The following is a 16,252-nucleotide window of genomic DNA, read 5'->3' on the forward strand; positions in this document are numbered from 1 at the left end:
AAACTTCGGCCCCCAAGCTGTATCCGGCACCGTATACAGCACTGCATCCGAAATGGGAGCGATCACATGACCTCACCGCACCCCGTCGACGCGCGACTGCCGTTCCTCCGGCAGTTCGCGTTCGGCCTCCAGCATGTCCTGATCATGTACACCGGATGCATCACCGTCCCGTTGGTCTTCGGCGCGGCCGTCGGACTCGACCGCGACACCATCGCGATGCTCATCAGCGCCGACCTGCTGATCGCCGGTCTGATCACCATCGTCCAGAGTCTCGGTGTCGGCAAACTCGTCGGCGTCCGCCTGCCCATCGTCTGCGGTGCGACCTTCGCCGGCCTGACGCCGATGATCCTCATCGCGAAGGAATACGGCCTGCAGGCCGTCTACGGATCCATGCTGATCGGCGGCATCGTCGGTCTCGCCCTGGCCTGGCCCTTCGCCAGGATCATCCGTTTCTTCCCGCCGCTCGTCACCGGTGCCGTGCTCACCGTCGTCGGGATCTCGCTCATCGGCGTGGCGGGCGGGCTGATCGTCGGCACCGACCCGTCGTCGCCCACCTTCGCCTCGCCCACCAACATCGCCCTGGCCGTGCTGGTGATCGTCGTCGCCGTTGCCTTCCTGTGCCTCGGGCGCGGCATCTGGGCACAGCTCGGGGTGTTGATCGCCCTCGCCGTCGGCACCGTCGTCGCGGTTCCGCTCGGCCTGATCGACCTCGGCGGCGTGGCCGGCTCGGCGTGGGTGGGTCTGCCCGCGCCCTTCCACTTCGGTGCACCGGAATTCCCGATCACCGCGGTCGTCGCCATGAGCATCGTCATGGCCGTGGTCTTCGCCGAATCCACCGCGAGCATGCTCGCCGTCGCCGAGATCACCGGCAAGCGCGTCAGTAAGGGCGACATCGCCCGCGGACTCGCCGGCGACGGAGCGTCCGCTGTGCTCGCCGGTGTCTTCAACGCCTTCGTCGACACCGTCTTCACCCAGAACGTCGGTGCGGTGGCCACCACCCGGGTCTACAGCCGCTACGTCACCGCCACGTCGGGTGCGATCCTTGTCGTCCTCGGTGCGCTGCCGAAGGTGAGCTCGGTGGTCGCGGCGCTGCCGAAGCCCGTGGTCGGCGGTGTCGGCCTGATCCTGTTCGCCACCGTCGCCCTGGTGGGCATCAACACGCTGCGCTCGGTGGACCTGTCCGACCGCATCAACTCCACGATCGCCGCCGTCGCGGTGGGTGTGGGTCTGCTCCCCGAACTCGCCGAGGGCATGTTCGAGCGCTTCCCGTCCGCCGCGCAGATCCTGCTCGGCAGCGGCATCACGCTCGCCGCGATCGCGGCGTTCTCGTTGAACCTGCTGTTCAACCACACTCGTCTCGGGACACTGGCTCGCGCGTCCCGGTCCGGCACACCGGCCCCCGTCACCTCGGCCGGCACCCCCTCTCCCCACGGAGTTGCCCATGAACCAGTCGCCGTCTGACGCCTTCGTCGTTCCCGCCGTCGATATCGGCCCGTACGTCCGGGCCGGCGACGAGGCCGAACGCTCTCGTGTCGCCCGTGAGATCGACGAAGCCTGCAGCCGTGTGGGATTCGTCCAGATCCTCGGACACGGCATCCCCGATCCGGTGGTCGACGGCCTCGCCGGCGCCCTCGACGACTTCTTCGGTCTGCCGATGGACGACAAGCAGCAGTACCGGGTGGTCGGCGCGAACCGCGGATACAGCCCGCCGAAGAGCGAGTCGCTGAGCCTGAGCCTCGGCGTCGAATCCGCCAGCCGTATGAACGATTTCTTCGAGGCATACAACGTCGGCGTGGAGGCCCGGTCGTTCCCCCACCTGGACCTGTCGGAGGACGACTACGGACTCAACGTCTGGCCCGACGTCCCCGGCTTTGAGGACCGCGTGCAGACCTACTTCACCGAGGCCTCGCGGGTCGCGCGGACCCTCACCCGGATCTTCGCCGACGCGCTCGGGCAGCCCCCCGACTACTTCGAGCGGCTCACCGACCACTCGATCGACGTGCTGCGCATGAACAACTACGCGCTGCCCGAAGGCACTGTCGACCTCGACGGCGACCTCACCGGCATGGGCGAGCACACCGACTTCGGGATCGTCACCGTGCTGTGGGCCGACCGGGTCGCAGGGCTGCAGGTGCTCGGCACCGACGGCATCTGGCACGACGTCGAACCGCTGCCCGGCGCCCTGCTGGTCAATCTCGGCGATCTCACCGCCCGCATCACCGACGACCGGTGGATGTCGACGCTGCACCGCGTCAAGCCGCCGATCGTCGACGGGAGGATCCGGCGCCGTCGTTCGGTGGCGTTCTTCCACGACGGCAACGTCGACGCGGTGGTCTCCACGTTGCCCGAATATGCGGGCCTGGAACCCTATGAACCCATCCTGATCCGCGATCACATCAAAGCGAAGCTCGCCGGGTCGCGGCACGGCAAGGCCAACACCGCTGCTGTGCGGGAAGCCGCCCGGGTGCTGGCGGCGACGGGGGAGAACCGCGAGTGAGTCATGTCGTGCTCGTGCACGGCGCGTGGGCCGGAAGTTGGGTGTGGGACACACTGCTCGAACCGCTCCGTCGGGCCGGGCACGTCCCACATCCGCTCGAGCTTCCCGGTGTCGGATCGTGGGGTGCCGACGACGTGACGCTCGACGACGTCGCCGCGGTCGTGGCCGACCACGTTGCCGGACTCGACGGTCCGGTGATCCTCGTCGGCCATTCCGGTGGCGGCATCGTCGTCACGCAGGTCGCGGAGATGCTACCCGAGCGTGTCACCGGGGTCGCCTATGTGGCGGGGGTGATGCTTCCGTCCGGGGGCGACTTCGGGATGCTCTGCGACGGAATCGGTCTCGAATCGCCGGTGGGCATCTCGCGATGGCTCGAACCCACCGAGGACGGTCGCGGGACGATCGTGCCCCCGGAGGCCGGTGCGGCGGTGTTCTTCCACGAGGCGGATTCGGCCGACGCGATCGGTGCCGCGCGCCGACTCGTGCCGCAACTCGAGACCACCCGGCTCATGGCGCCCAGCTGGACACCGGAACGATTCGGGCGCCTGCCACGCCTGTACGTCGAAGCGACACTGGATCGTTCGGTTCCCCTCGTCACCCAACGGGGGATGCAACGCCTCACCCCGGGTGCGCAGGTCGTGTCGCTCGAGTCCGACCATGCGCCACAGCTGTCCGCCCGCGACGACCTCGCGGCGGCGCTGGTGGAGTGGTGCGCGGAGCGCGTCCGAACATAGGTCGGATCTTCACAAAGGTCGAAGCTACGGAACGAGACCGACGTTGTGTGCGAAATCCGGTGGGAAATCGCGCACAAGGTCGGTCTCGTTCGTTCTACAGGAGGTGCTCCGGGTCAGTCGCCGCCCTTGTACTCGACCTCGAACTCGCCGGCCATGATCCTCTCGCGGTACTCCTCGAACAGCGCCATCGCCTCGGGCGAGATCTTGTCGGCGAAGGCCGGATTGATGACGACGTCCAGGCCGCCTTCGGTGATGTCCACCTCGTAGTACTTCGCCGGGTCGACGTTGCCGGCCTCGACGTCGGCGATCATCGCGCGGAGGACCTCGTCGAGATTCCACACGACGGAGGAGACGACGTTCTGGGGTGCCAGCGGGGTCTGATCCATCGTGTAGCCGGCGACGCCGACACCGCGCTGCTTGGCGCCCTCGATGGTGGCCGCGTCGACACCGCACGTGGAGAACTGGTCGGCGCCCTGGTCGACGAGGGCGTTGACGGCCTCGATGGTCTGGGCCGCCGCGTCGGACCATCCGCCGATGTAGGACGGACGCAACTGGATCTCACCGGGGCCCTTGTAGGTCAGGCGCGCGCCGTCGGCGAACGCCTCGATCTGGGCCTTGCACACCGGGATCTCGAAACCGGCGGTGCCGGCGAGGATGCCGGTCTCCGTCAGGTCGCCGGCGAGGATGCCGGTGAGGAACGAACCCTGATAGAACGGCTGGCTGTAGTCGGCGAGGTTGGCGGTGATGTCGCCGAAGCCGCCGGGATAGGCGAACAGCACGTCGGGGTAGTCGGCGATGATGCCCTTGATGGGTTCGCCGTAATTGAACGAGTGGCCGACGATGAGCTGGTTGCCGTCCTCCGCGAGGTCGGTGACGATCTGGGCGATCTGCTCCGAGGTCGCGCCCGAATCCTGCTGCACCACGGTCAGGTCGATAAGACCTTCCGCTTCGAGTTTCTCGGCGCCCTCGACCATGCCCTGGTTCCAGCCGACGTCGTTGACCGGACCCGAGGTGATGATCGCGGCCTTGACGACCCCGTCGGCCGAGCCGCTCCCACCGGGGTCGGAACTCGAACACCCGGTCACGGCGGCTCCGACGACGGCGGCGGCCGCCACAGCGGTACCCAATTTCTTCACGTGGTTCTCCTCGGGGAAGGGAGGGCTCGCGACTGCGAACCCCAGGACTGACGGGAAAGCTGACGGAAAGCTATTTCGCGGGCACGAACGGGATGCCGAGCGCCTTCGGGGAATTGCTGCGCGAGAACCACACGGTTGTGGCGATGACCGCGAGCAACGTCACCGCGTACGGCATGGCCTGGAACAGCTCGTACGGTACCGACGTGGCCTGTCCACCGGACGCGGCCTGTACGCGCAGCTGGAAGGCGTCGACGAGACCGAACATGAAGCCACCGACGATGGCGCCGAGCGGATTCCACCGGGCGAGGATGACGACACCGAGCGCGATCCAGCCGCGACCACCGGTGATGCCGTCCTGGAAGAAGCCCAGGCTGTCGATGACGAGCGCGCCGGCCATACCTGCTGCGGCGCCGGAGATCAGCAGCGTGCTCCATCGGGTGCGGGGGACGGAGACGCCCACCGAGTCGGCGGCCTCGGGGCTTTCCCCGGCCGCGCGGATCGACAGGCCGAAGGCCGTGCGGGTGAGCACCCACCACAGGGCGACGACGAGTGCGAGCGCGAGGTAGACGAGCGGGGACTGCGAGAACACGATCGGGCCGAGCACCGGCAGGTCGGACAGCACCGGAAGGTCGAGGGGAATGGTGCCCTGGATGCGCGGCGGTGTACCGGTCATGCCGAACACCTGCAGGTACAGGAAGGACGCGAGTCCGGTCCCGAGGATCACCACCGAGATCCCCGTGATGATCTGGTCGACGGCCATCGTGATCGTCAGGTAGCCGACGATCGCGGCGATCACGAGGCCCGCGGCGGCGCCGGTGGCGGCGCCGAGCATCGGTTGCCCGGTGTAGTACACCGTCACGAACGCGATGATCGCGCCGACCATCATCTGTCCCTCGATACCGAGGTTCATCAGCCCCGAGCGCTCGGCGAGGCACGCGCCGGCGGCGGCGAGGATGATCGGCACCGCCAGCCGCAGCGCAGCGGTGAACAGCGGGACGAGCGCACCGGCGCCCAGGACATCGGACCAGTTCATCGAGCACGCTCCACGATTCGGTTGGCGAGCAGCACCGTCAGGATCATCACTGCCTGGACGACGGTGCCGATGGACGCGGGGATCTCCTGGGTACGCTGCACCGCCTGACTGCCGAGGGTCAGCCCGGAGACCAATGCTGCTGCGAGCACGATGCCGAACGGATTGCGACGCCCGAGCAGTGCTACCACGATCGCGGTGAACCCGATCCCGGAGGAGATCGCCAGCGACAGTCGGAACTCGCTGCCCAGCAACATGATCGCGCCGGCGATACCGCCGAGTGCGCCGCTGATCAGAGCGGAGGTGACCACGGTGCGGGCGACGGAGATGCCATTGGCCTCGGCGACGCTCGGGCTCCCACCGACGATCTGCGACGCGAAACCGAACCGGGTCGAACGCATGAGCCACCACACCAGCGGCACCGCCGCGATCGCGACGAACACACCGATGTGGATGCGGGTGCCGGGAATCGTCGCGAGTGCGGCCCAGTCGGGAATGCGTTCGGACTCGGGGGTGAAACCGTTGGGATTGGCGAGGGGTTTGCGCACCGCCCACGCCAATGTGTAGAAGACGAGGTAGTTGAGCATGAGCGACGAGATGATCTCGTTGACCCCGAGCCGCGCCTTCAGCACGCCTGCGATGCCGCCGATGCACGCACCTGCGGCCGCGGCGGTGACGGCGACGATCGGGATCGCGATCCAGCTCGTCCCCAACGGCATGCTCAGCACCACGGCCGTCGCGGTGATCGCGCCGACGTCGTAATGGCCCTGCGCGCCGATGGTGATGAAGCCGGTGCGGTACGCGATCGCGTAGCCGAGACCCATGAGGACGAGCGGCGTCATACCCGTGAGCAGGCGGCCGAGCTGCGTATCGCCGCCGAGAGCGGCGTCGAGCATCGTCGCGTAGGCCTGCCCCGGATCACCGCCCGCGAGGACGATGAGGATCCCGCCCGCCGCGAGACCGACGGCGACGGCGAGTAGCGGCACCCCGATAGTGGTCGTGAGACTCCGGATCCGCGACGCGGTGGGCGGCTCGGGTGGCGTCGTCACCGGTGGGCTGAGCGTGGCGGTCATGCTGCGGCCTCCTGGAATCCGCCCATGGCCGAGCCGAGGGCTTCGCGGTCGAACGGGCCTTCGTCGAACTCGGCGACGATCCGTCCGCGGTAGAGCACGACGATCCTGTCGGCGAGGCTGCAGATCTCGTCGAGATCGGACGAGATGAGCAGGATCGCGGCGCCCCGGGAGCGATGGTCGACGAGCGTGTCCCAGACGAACTCGGTGGCGCCGATGTCGAGACCGCGGGTGGGCTGGGCGACGACGAGGACGTCCGGCTCACCGTCGAGGACCCGGCCGAGCACGACGCGCTGGGCGTGCCCACCGGACAGGGTGCCGGCGAGCGTGCGCGGGCTCTGGGCCTTGACCGACAGGGCGGCGATGATGCGCTCGGCGCGTTCGCGGACGGCTGCCCGCGACAGGCGGCCCCAGCGACGGGCGAGCGGGGGATCGGTGTAGCTGTCGATCGCGAGATTGGTGTCGATTCCCAACGACTTGATCAGTCCCCGGGTGTAGCGGTCGGCGGGGACGATGCCGACACCGGCCTCGCGCATCGCGCGGGGGGACGAGGAGTCGATCTCCCGTTCGGCGACGACCACCGCACCGGTGGAGTCGGGGGAGAGCCCGGACAGGACGTCCTCGAGGGCGGACTGGCCGTTGCCCTCGACTCCGGCGACGGCGACGAGCTGCCCGGATGCGACCCGCAGGGTCACGTCGTGCAACTGACCGGGGACGGACACACCGACCAGTTCGAGCATCCGGTTCCCGGCCGGTTCGGTGGCCGCACGGCGGATACCGAGCCCGACCTCACGGCCGACCATGTCGCGGGCGAGTTCGGCGGTGGTGACCCTCTCGGCGCCGTTCCCGCGGATGGGGCGTTCGGCGACGAGCCGTCCTCCCCGCAGCACACCGACCCGATCGGCGGCCTCGAGGACCTCTTCCAGATGGTGAGTGATGAGCACGATCCCGACGCCGCGTTCGGCGGCGAGTCGGCGGACCTGTGCGAGCAGTGAGTGCACCTCGGCCGGAGCCAGATTCGCGGTCGGTTCGTCGAGCAGCAGGTAACGGGCGCCCAGGTGCAGGGCTCGGAGGATCTCGACGCGCTGCTGCTCGCCGACCGACAGGTTCTCCACGCGTGCGGTGGGGTCGCAGGCGAGACCGGTGTTCTTCGCGAGGGCGGCGATCTCGGCTTCGTTGCGCCGCAGGCGCTTCCGGCCGATCACTCCGCGGGACCGGCCGAGCAGGAAGTTCTCCGCAACCGTCATGCTCGGCACGAGCATGAAGTGCTGGTGGACCATCGCGATCCGTTCCCGGCCTCCGTCGATGAGCGACTCTCCGTCCACCGCAATGGAACCGGAGTCGGGCGGGAGAAGCCCGGTGAGGATGCGCATCAGGGTCGACTTGCCGGCGCCGTTCTCGCCGAGCAGTGCGTAGACCTCGCCGGGGCGCACATGCAACGACACGTCGCGCAGGACGGTGTTCTCACCGAAGGACCGGTGGATACCGCGCATCACGACGCCCTCGGCGGGAACCGATTCTGTCACTCCCGCAGTGGTGGTGATGCTCGCGGTCGAAGTTGCTGTCACCATACGGTGGGGCCTTCCGAGTAATCGCTATGTGTCGAGTCGAGACGATCCAGGTTGGTAGTTGAGCGGTCGTGTCCGATTCATGACGATTGTGTTTCGGGCGGCGGAAGGGAATGAAGTTCGTGATGCCGACGGAGAATGCAGTGCCGGAACAGGATCGCGTCGCTCGGACGGTCGCCGTCGGACTTCCTCGATCCGGCTCGCCCGGTGCTCTGCGTCGGGGCGCGGTCCGGGAACCGGTAACACGGTCCTCACCTCAGCGAGACGGATCCGCAGTATCGCAGGAGTTGACTCGGAGCGATCACCCGTCCGCTCTGTCCAGGAGTCACCTATGGAAGCCCTGCCTCTCATCGATCTGCGTCCGCTGCGCGACGGGAGCGACCCGCACGCCGTCGTCGGCGCGCTCGACGCCGCGTGTACCGACCTCGGGTTCTTCGTCGTCACCGGTCACGGACTCGACCCCGACCTCCGCGCGGCGACGATGGAGCAGGCGCGGCGCTTCTTCGCGCTGCCTTTCGAGGAGAAGATGGAGATCGCCATCGCGAGATCCACCTGTCACAGCGGATATGTGCCGCCGAAGACCGAGGCACTCGACCCCACCGTCGGAGCCGACGGCAAGGAGGCCCTCGACATCACCACCGACCGTGCGGCCGATCATCCGGAGGTGATGGCGGGTACGCCGCTGCACGGTCCGGCACAATGGCCCGCCTCGCTGATGCCCGACTTCAAGAGTGTCGCCGACGAGTACGCGAAGGCGTGTCTGGACATCAACGCCCACCTCATGCGCGGTCTCGCACTCGCTCTCGGCCTCGACGCCGACGCCTTCGTGCCGATGTTCACCGACCCGCTCGGGTCGCTCCGTATGCTGCACTACGCACCCGTTCCTGTCGGCGATACCACACTCGGCGTCGCGCCCCACACCGACTACGGCTCGTTGACACTGCTCGCCCAGAACGACATCGGTGGGCTGCAGGTCGCCGCGCGAGGCGGCGGATGGATCGACGTCGTGACCCCGCCCGACGCGCTGATCGTCAACCTCGGCGACATGATCGCCCGGTGGACCAACCACCGCTACGTCTCCACCCGCCATCGGGTGCTGAATCCCACACACGGACACCGTTATTCGCTGCCCTATTTCGTCACCCCGGACTACCACGCCGTGATCGAGGCGATCCCGACCTGTGTCGAACCGGGCGCGGAGCCGATCCATCCACCGATCAGGGCCGGCGAGTACCTTCAATCGCGGTTCGAAGCGACGCACGCATACCTCGGGGCCCCGACCGACGGTCAGATCGACAAGCACACCGTCTTCGTCTCCAAGTAGTTCTCCGGCCCGGCGGCGCCGTTCTCGTAATCCCAGACGACAGTCTCCTCTCGGTTCCGGTGATCAGCGAGGCCGCGCGCTCGGCGAGGGCGATCACGGGGGCGTTGGTGTTGCACGACGGGAGCACCGGGATGACGGAGGCGTCGACGACGCGCAGTCCGTCCACGCCGTGGACCCGCAGGTCCGGGTCGACGACGGCGTCGGATCCCACGCCCATCGCGCACACAGCGTGATGAGTCGAATCGACCCCGCTGCATCAACTTCGTGTTACGGCTGCGTTGCGTGTCCGGCCGTACAACGAACGAGACCGATGTCGTGTGCGAAATCCGGCCGGAAATCGCACACAACATCGGTCTCGACGGGTCGGGCTCACTGCATGAGGCGCCAGATGCGGTCGCGGGACAGCGGCAGCTCGTGCGGCCGCACCCCGATGGCGTTGCGCACGGCGTTCGCCAACGCCGGGGCCACCGGGTTGAACGGGGCCTCGCTCATCGACTTCGCGCCCATCGGCCCGAGTTCGTCGTAGGTGTCGGCGAAGTAGACCTCGGTGCGCGGGACGTCCGCGAATTGCGGAATATGGTAGTTGCGTAACACATCTGTCGTCACGCGGCCGGCGTCGTCTGTGATGATCTCCTCGTACATCGACGCACCGAGCGCCTGCGCAGTGCCGCCTTCGATCTGCCCGCGGCACTGCTCGGGGTTGAGGACGGTGCCGGCATCGGCGGCCTGGACCGAGCGGAGGATCTGCACCTCACCGGTACGGGTGTCGACGGCGACGCGGAAGGCCTGCACGTTGAACGACAGCGAGCGCGGCAGACCGCCGTGCCGGCCCTCGGCGCGCAACCGGCCACCCGCGACCTCCAGCAGCTCACCAGGCGTGACGAGACGATCGCCGCACCGCACGCCGTCGGCCTGCAGCTCGGCCTGCTCCGGGTCGAGGCCGGTCAGCTCCGCGGCGGTCTTGGCCATCCGCCGTCGCAACTCGTGGGAGGCCGCCAGCAGGGCCTTCGACGCGACGACCGTGCCCGACGACCCGAAGGCGCCGGTGTCGTGGGTGGTGACGTCGGTGTCGGACTGCTGGACCACGATGCGGTCGGGAGTGGTGCCGAGCGCGGTGGCCGCGATCTGGGTGTGGACGGTGGTGGTGCCGTTGCCGAACTCCGCGGTGCCCACCCGGGCAAGATACCGGCCGTCGGGCAGAAGTTCGATCGACGCTTCGGAGATGTGCCCGTTGGGCGGGTTGGTCGCGATCATCGCGAGCGCCATCCCCTCGCCGATCCGCCAGTGATCACCGGTCGGCGTGGGCCGGCCGCCGGTGCGCGCCATCGCCCGTTCGGCAAGATCGAGACACTGGTCGAGTCCGTAGCTGCCGTACGTCAGGTCGACGCCCTCGGGATGCGCCGCGACCAGTGGCTCTCCCGGCGCGATGATGTTGCGGCGCCGGAACTCGTACGGGTCGATGCCGAGCTTGATGGCGAGTTCGTCCATGGCCGACTCCACGGCGAAGATCACCTGGCCGAGGCCGTAGCCGCGGAAGGCGCCCGACGGCCGGTTGTTCGTGTACACGGATTCGGCGTCGACCCGCTTGTTCGGGCATCGGTACACCGCGATCGACTCCGTGCAGCCGTGGAACATCACCCCGGGGCTGTGGTTGCCGTAGGCGCCCGCGTCGGCCAGCACGTCGATCGCGAGGGCGGTGAGGACACCGTCGGCGTCGGCGGCGAGGGTGACGTCGACCCGCATGGGATGCCGGCACGGAGCGACGGTGAGCTGATCGGAACGGGTGAACTCCCACTGCACCGGGCGCCCCGTCTTCAAGACCGCCGCCGCGACGACATCTTCGACCAGCATCTCCTGCTTGGCGCCGAACCCCCCGCCCACCCGGGCCGTGTGCACGCGCACCCGGTCCCGGTCGAGTCCGAAGATATGGCACAGCTCGTCGCGCACCAGGAACGGAACCTGTGTGGAACTGCGGATGACGAGCCGTCCGGCCTCGTCGAGATGACCGATGGCTCCGTGTGTTTCGAGATGGGTGTGTTGGACGCGGTGGGTCTGCCAGCGTCCCTGCACCACCGCCGCAGCGGACGCGACCGCCGCGTCGACGTCCCCGCTGCTGCCGTGGATCGCGGCGACGACGTTGCGTCCGGGATCGGCGATGCGCGCGTCGGCGGACTTGTCGGCGTGCAGGAGGGGAGCCCCAGGCTTCCGGGCCTCGTCGGGATCGAGGACGAAGGGCAGTTCCTCGTACTCGACGTGGATCGACGCGAGCGCCCGGTGTGCGATTGCCGGACTCTCGGCGACCACCGCGGCGACCCGCTGTCCGCGGAAGCGCACGACCCGGTCGAACAGGTATGTGTCGTCGGGATCGTCGTTGCGGTTCTCGTGGCGAGCGGTCGAATAGGCGGTGGCCGGGGCGTCGCGGTGGTACAACACCGCGTGGACACCGGGGAACGCCTCGGCGGCCGAGACGTCGACGGAGAGGATCCGCGCATGGGTGTGCGGGCTGCCGAGGACGGCGATGTGCAGCAGGCCCTCGACGGTGGTGTCGAGGGTGTACGGCTCGGTGCCGGTGACGACCCGCGTCGCGGCCGGTGCGCGCTGCGAGCGGCCGCACGACGGGCCATCGACCTGCTCGACGTTGGTGCGCGACCGCAGGGCATCCTCGATCGATCGGTAGCCGGTGCACCGGCACAGGTTGCCCTTCAAGCGTTTCGGCAGGTCGTCGAGATCTTCGTCGGTGAAGGTGGACGCGGTGACGATCATGCCTGCGGTACAGAAGCCGCACTGGAAACCGGCGGCGTCGGCGAACTGTTGTTGGACGGGATGCAGGTCGTCGGGGGTTCCCAGTCCCGCGACCGTGGTGACCTCGCGACCCTCGACCCGCACGGCCGGGACCACGCAGGAGTGGACGGGTTCGCCGTCGAGCAGGACCGAGCACGCGCCGCAGTCGCCGGCGTCGCAGCCCTTCTTGACCTCGAAGTGCTCGGTCTCGCGCAGCAGGGTACGCAGGCACTGGCCGGGCCGGGGGTCGACGTCGCGTTCGCGGCCGTTGACGGTGAGTTTCACGGCTGAACCTCCGTTTTCGGCAGTGCAGTGTTCGACAGTTCGGTGCGGATCTCTTCGGCGAGCACCGCGGTAACGGCACGTCGCCAGTCGGCGGAGCCATGCGCATCGGTGTAGTAGCTCGTCGTCGGGACGAGACGGGCCAGTGCGTCGGACAACGCCTGTGCCGACGGGACTTCCGTGAACCGCAGGAGACAGGGACGCACCGTCGACGCGGTGATCGACAGCGTGACACTGCCGTCGTCGTCGCGGCGTCCGATCACGACGGCCCCCGAACGTCCCAGCGGAGAGAGGGCGATCTTGCGGAAGACCGTGCGGGAACTCAGGACCCGCAGAGGAATCCGGATGCTCCGCAGGATCTCTCCGGGTGCGAGGGCGTTGGAGGCGACTCCGAGGACGAAGTCGGCCACCGGGATCCGCCGTTCGCCGCCGTCGATCGTCCAGATCACCGCGTCCGCGTCGAGTGCGGTCGCCAGCGAGATCATGGCACCGGCGGGGAAGGACAGGCAGATGTTGCCGCCGACCGTGGCGCGCTTCCAGATCTTCCACGACGCCAACAGTGCCTCGGCGCACTGCCGGAACAGCGGTGCCGCAGTATGTTCCGCCTCGTCCGAGAGTGCGGCCATCTGTTCGACCGTGCAGGTCGCGGCGATCTCGAGAGCGTCGGGGTGCCGGGTCACGGCAGGCCAGCCGAGACCGGACAGATCCACGAGTCGGTGGAGGTGCGGTTGCGGTTCGGAGAACAACCAGGTGCCACCGCCGAGCGGGGCCGCGCCCTCCTCGAAGGTCAGATCGGTGCGGTCGCGGGCGATGTCGTAGGCGGTGATGTTGTGCAGATCCATCGCCTTCACCCCGCCTTGGCGACCAGCGCGGCGTGTTCCGCCGCGACCTGCCGTGCCACGACGTCCTCGTCGACGGTCCGGACCTCGTCGCGGACGACCACCTCACGGCCGTTGATCAACAGCAGTTCGAGAGGCGGTGTGCTGCCGAGGACGAGGGCCGCGACCGGGTCGGCGATGCCGGAGTGGGCGAGGCCGTCGATCCGCCACAACGCCAGATCGGCGAGCTTGCCGGGCTCGATCGATCCGATCTCGTCCTCGCGTCCGAGGACCCGGGCGCCGCCGATGGTGGCGAGTTCGAGGCTCTGCCGCACCGTCATGGCGCGGGGGCCGCTGCGGGCACGGGCGAACAGTGCGGCGTGGTGGGCCTCTTCGAGCATGCAGCACGACTCGTTGCTCGCGGCACCGTCGACGCCGAGGCCGAGCGGCACGCCCGCGGCGTAGAGGTCGGCGGCGCGGGCGATGCCGGCACCGAGCCGGGCGTTCGAGGTGGGGCAGTGGGCCGCACCTGTACCCGACGCGGCGAGCACACCGATGTCACGGTCGTCGAGGTGCACGGCGTGCGCGTACCAGACGTCGGGTCCGGTCCAGCCCAGCGACTCCATGTACTGGACGGGCTTGCATCCGAACTTCTCGAGGCAGAAGTCCTCCTCGTCGAGGGTCTCGGCGAGATGGGTGTGCAGCCGCACCCCGAGATCGCGGGCGAGCAACGCGGACTGCTTCAGCAGCTCACCGGTCACCGAGAAGGGCGAGCACGGCGCGAGCGCGACCCGCAACATCGAATCGAACGACGGATCGTGCCAGCGGTCGACGGCCTCGCGGCTGCCCTCGAGGATCGCGTCGATGTCCTCGACGATGTGATCGGGCGGCAGACCCCCGGCGCTCGCACCGAGGTCCATCGACCCGCGGCAGGGATGGAAGCGGATACCGACCTCGGCCGCTGCGGCGATCTCCGCGCCGAAGACGTCACCGCCCTCGCGGGGCACGACGTAGTGGTGGTCGGTGCTGGTCGTGCATCCGGTGCGCACCAGATGCGCGAGTGCGCCCTTGGCCGCGACGTGCACGGCGTCGGCGTCGATGCCACCCCAGACTGGATAGAGGGTGGTGAGCCATTCGAACAGGGTGTGGTCGGCGGCGAGCCCACGCGTGATCCATTGGTACAGGTGGTGGTGGGTATTGATCAGGCCGGGGGTGAGCACGCAACCGGTGCCGTCGACGATCTGCGCATCGTCGTAGCCGGTCGGTTCGCCCGACCCGACCGCGACGATCCGGTTGCCGGAGACGACGACATAACCGTCGCGGTGTTCGGCGCGGGCGGCGTCCATGCTCACCACGTGTGCGCCGCGGATGACGAGCGGCCGGGTGGTGGGATGCGCGTGCATAGTCGACTCCTCGGATCGTCGGGAGTCTTCAGTCAACTGCGCCGAACAGATGTACCTCTGCGGCAGCACGCACGAAACACCTCGGAAATCCGCGGCTCGTACTGTGCGATCGTCCAAGACCGTCATCAGGAGGTGAACATCGTGCTTCTTCGAGATGTGGTGGAGGCGCCGGGGCTGGGAATCGGTGTACTGCACGGCGACGCGGAGGCCCTGAGCCGTCCCGTGCTGCGCGCGTGCACCACCGACATGCCCGACCCCACGCGCTACGTCAGCGCAGGCTCGCTCGTGTTCACCGGCCTGGTGTGGCGACGCTCCGTCGAGGACTCCGACCTGTTCGTCAAACGGCTCGTCCGAGCGGGGGTGACGGCGATGGCCGCCGGCGAGGCCCTGCACGGCCGGGTACCCGACGACGTGATCGAGGCGTGTGCACGACATCGCATGCCGCTCCTGGTCGTGCCCGACGAGGTGCCGTTCAGCCGGGTCATCGAATACATGACCGGGCATATGGCCGGAGCCCGGATGGATCGTCTGCAGACGGGACTGGCACGGCAGCGGCAATGGCTCGCCGCCGTCGCCGACGGTCGGAGTGTGGGGGAGCTGCTCGACGGACTCGCGCAGCAGCTCGGGGTGGAATCGGCGCTGATCACCTCCACAGGCGTGACGGTCGCAGGAGGTGCTGAGCTCGACGACGCCGAACTCGACCGGATCACCGCAGCAGCGTTGACCGCCGACCGCTTTCCACTGCGGCTCGACGGTGACTTCACCGTCCTGCCGGTGGGACGCGGACTGACGGACCGGATCGACGCGTGGTTCCTGGTGATCCGGCACGACGAGAGCGGACCGGAGTGCGTCGAGGCGTTCTCCGAACTCGCCGCGGTGGTCGCTCTCGATCGGATCCGGCGCGACGAACGGCGCCGGGTGGCATGGGAGATCACCGACCGGACCCCGACCGTGCGCGCTGCGGACTCGCGGGTCGCGGTGGTGGCCGAAGCCGAGGGCCGGATCTCGCCGGACGTCCTACGCGGTCTCGTCGAGGACGTCCTGGACGGAGCGGTCACGTCGATCGACGCGGCGAACAGGGTGGTCGCCCCGGCGATCGGCAGCGACGTCGACGTGGCACGGCTGTTGAGCCGACGCCTCGGGCGTCTCGCGCCGGCGTTGCGCGGCGACCGGATGTTCGTCGGTGTCGGCGGGCAGAGTTCCGACGACGACCCGGCCGGCGCGGTCCGCGCGGCGGCATCGGCATGCGCTGCAGCACACAACGATCCGGGTCCGGTGTCGGTGCGACGTGCCGAACTCGATTCGGCGCTCGACCTGTTGTCGACCCTGCCCGACGAACTGCGTCGCGCCTACGCCGACCGGCTGCTCGGGGACGTCGTCGAACACGACCGACGCACCGACGCGGGTCTGCTCGCGACCCTCGAGGCATTCCTCGACTGCGACGGATCGTGGCGGCGCGCGGCCGATCGACTGCACGTGCACCTGAACACGGTCCGCTACCGCATCGGGCGAGTCGAAGCGCTCACCGGGCGTTCCCTCGCGCGCACCGGTGACCGCTTCGATCTGTATCTCGCGCTGCGTTCGTTGGAACCCGCTCTCGCGTGAGCGG

12 protein-coding genes and 2 pseudogenes are annotated in these 16,252 nt (G+C 68.7%); 5 read left to right on the forward strand and 9 right to left on the reverse strand.

Translation table 11 applies throughout. From position 1 onward, the window contains the following. Positions 1 to 66 precede the first annotated feature (66 nt). Genes IM25_RS12040 through IM25_RS12050 form a run of 3 tightly spaced genes read left to right on the forward strand, consistent with a single transcriptional unit; the run spans position 67 to position 3,231 of the window. Positions 67 to 1,461 (forward strand): uracil-xanthine permease family protein, encoded by a 1,395-nt coding sequence (locus IM25_RS12040; RefSeq protein WP_019288016.1) that lies wholly within the window; start codon positions 67 to 69, stop codon positions 1,459 to 1,461. Next, the gene (locus IM25_RS12045; RefSeq protein ID WP_065996066.1) at positions 1,442 to 2,497 is read left to right on the forward strand and encodes an isopenicillin N synthase family dioxygenase; all 1,056 of its coding nucleotides are present in this window, start codon (positions 1,442 to 1,444) and stop codon (positions 2,495 to 2,497) included. Before IM25_RS12040 ends, IM25_RS12045 begins: the two co-directional genes overlap by 20 nt. After that, the gene (locus tag IM25_RS12050) at positions 2,494 to 3,231 is read left to right on the forward strand and encodes an alpha/beta fold hydrolase (protein WP_065996067.1); all 738 of its coding nucleotides are present in this window, start codon (positions 2,494 to 2,496) and stop codon (positions 3,229 to 3,231) included. The genes IM25_RS12045 and IM25_RS12050 overlap by 4 nt, the downstream gene beginning before the upstream one ends. A 113-nt stretch (positions 3,232 to 3,344) precedes the next feature. Here the strand turns inward: IM25_RS12050 and IM25_RS12055 are convergent, their stop codons facing one another. From IM25_RS12055 to IM25_RS27610, 5 genes and pseudogenes are all read right to left on the reverse strand, one after another. After that, entirely contained in the window at positions 3,345 to 4,367 is a 1,023-nt protein-coding gene (locus IM25_RS12055; protein WP_228044946.1) for a BMP family protein, read from the reverse strand. Between the two features lie 70 nt (positions 4,368 to 4,437). Then, entirely contained in the window at positions 4,438 to 5,400 is a 963-nt protein-coding gene (locus IM25_RS12060; protein WP_006550611.1) for an ABC transporter permease, read from the reverse strand. Then, complete coding sequence (locus IM25_RS12065) at positions 5,397 to 6,470, reverse strand: ABC transporter permease (protein WP_006550610.1); 1,074 nt, start codon at positions 6,468 to 6,470, stop codon at positions 5,397 to 5,399. The genes IM25_RS12060 and IM25_RS12065 overlap by 4 nt, the downstream gene beginning before the upstream one ends. Beyond that, positions 6,467 to 7,270 (reverse strand): ATP-binding cassette domain-containing protein, encoded by an 804-nt coding sequence (locus tag IM25_RS27605; protein WP_418345743.1) that lies wholly within the window; start codon positions 7,268 to 7,270, stop codon positions 6,467 to 6,469. Before IM25_RS27605 ends, IM25_RS12065 begins: the two co-directional genes overlap by 4 nt. A 228-nt stretch (positions 7,271 to 7,498) precedes the next feature. Further along, a pseudogene (locus IM25_RS27610) lies at positions 7,499 to 7,909 on the reverse strand (ATP-binding cassette domain-containing protein); the annotation flags it as partial. Between the two features lie 457 nt (positions 7,910 to 8,366). On the opposite strand from IM25_RS27610, the gene IM25_RS12075 reads away from it, so the two are divergent. Next, positions 8,367 to 9,359 (forward strand): isopenicillin N synthase family dioxygenase, encoded by a 993-nt coding sequence (locus IM25_RS12075; protein ID WP_033097279.1) that lies wholly within the window; start codon positions 8,367 to 8,369, stop codon positions 9,357 to 9,359. A gap of 55 nt (positions 9,360 to 9,414) precedes the next feature. Here IM25_RS12075 and IM25_RS25480 read toward each other — a convergent pair. The 4 genes and pseudogenes from IM25_RS25480 to IM25_RS12090 all read right to left on the reverse strand — a co-directional run. Further along, positions 9,415 to 9,594 (reverse strand): annotated as a pseudogene (locus tag IM25_RS25480) (GMC oxidoreductase); the annotation flags it as partial. A 134-nt stretch (positions 9,595 to 9,728) separates the two neighbouring features. Then, positions 9,729 to 12,425: a molybdopterin-dependent oxidoreductase gene (locus IM25_RS12080; RefSeq protein WP_033097280.1), complete on the reverse strand. Its 2,697-nt coding sequence runs from the start codon at positions 12,423 to 12,425 to the stop codon at positions 9,729 to 9,731. Then, positions 12,422 to 13,264 (reverse strand): FAD binding domain-containing protein, encoded by an 843-nt coding sequence (locus IM25_RS12085; RefSeq protein WP_050993395.1) that lies wholly within the window; start codon positions 13,262 to 13,264, stop codon positions 12,422 to 12,424. Before IM25_RS12085 ends, IM25_RS12080 begins: the two co-directional genes overlap by 4 nt. 5 nt (positions 13,265 to 13,269) lie before the next feature. Then, positions 13,270 to 14,643 (reverse strand): 8-oxoguanine deaminase, encoded by a 1,374-nt coding sequence (locus IM25_RS12090; protein ID WP_033097281.1) that lies wholly within the window; start codon positions 14,641 to 14,643, stop codon positions 13,270 to 13,272. 141 nt (positions 14,644 to 14,784) lie between these two features. On the opposite strand from IM25_RS12090, the gene IM25_RS12095 reads away from it, so the two are divergent. After that, positions 14,785 to 16,248 carry a PucR family transcriptional regulator gene (locus tag IM25_RS12095; protein WP_232238041.1) on the forward strand — a complete coding sequence of 488 codons (1,464 nt, stop codon included), beginning with the start codon at positions 14,785 to 14,787 and terminating at the stop codon, positions 16,246 to 16,248. Positions 16,249 to 16,252 lie beyond the last annotated feature (4 nt).

Origin of the sequence: Rhodococcus sp. p52, assembly GCF_000763325.2 — a bacterium.
GTDB lineage: Bacteria > Actinomycetota > Actinomycetes > Mycobacteriales > Mycobacteriaceae > Rhodococcus > Rhodococcus pyridinivorans.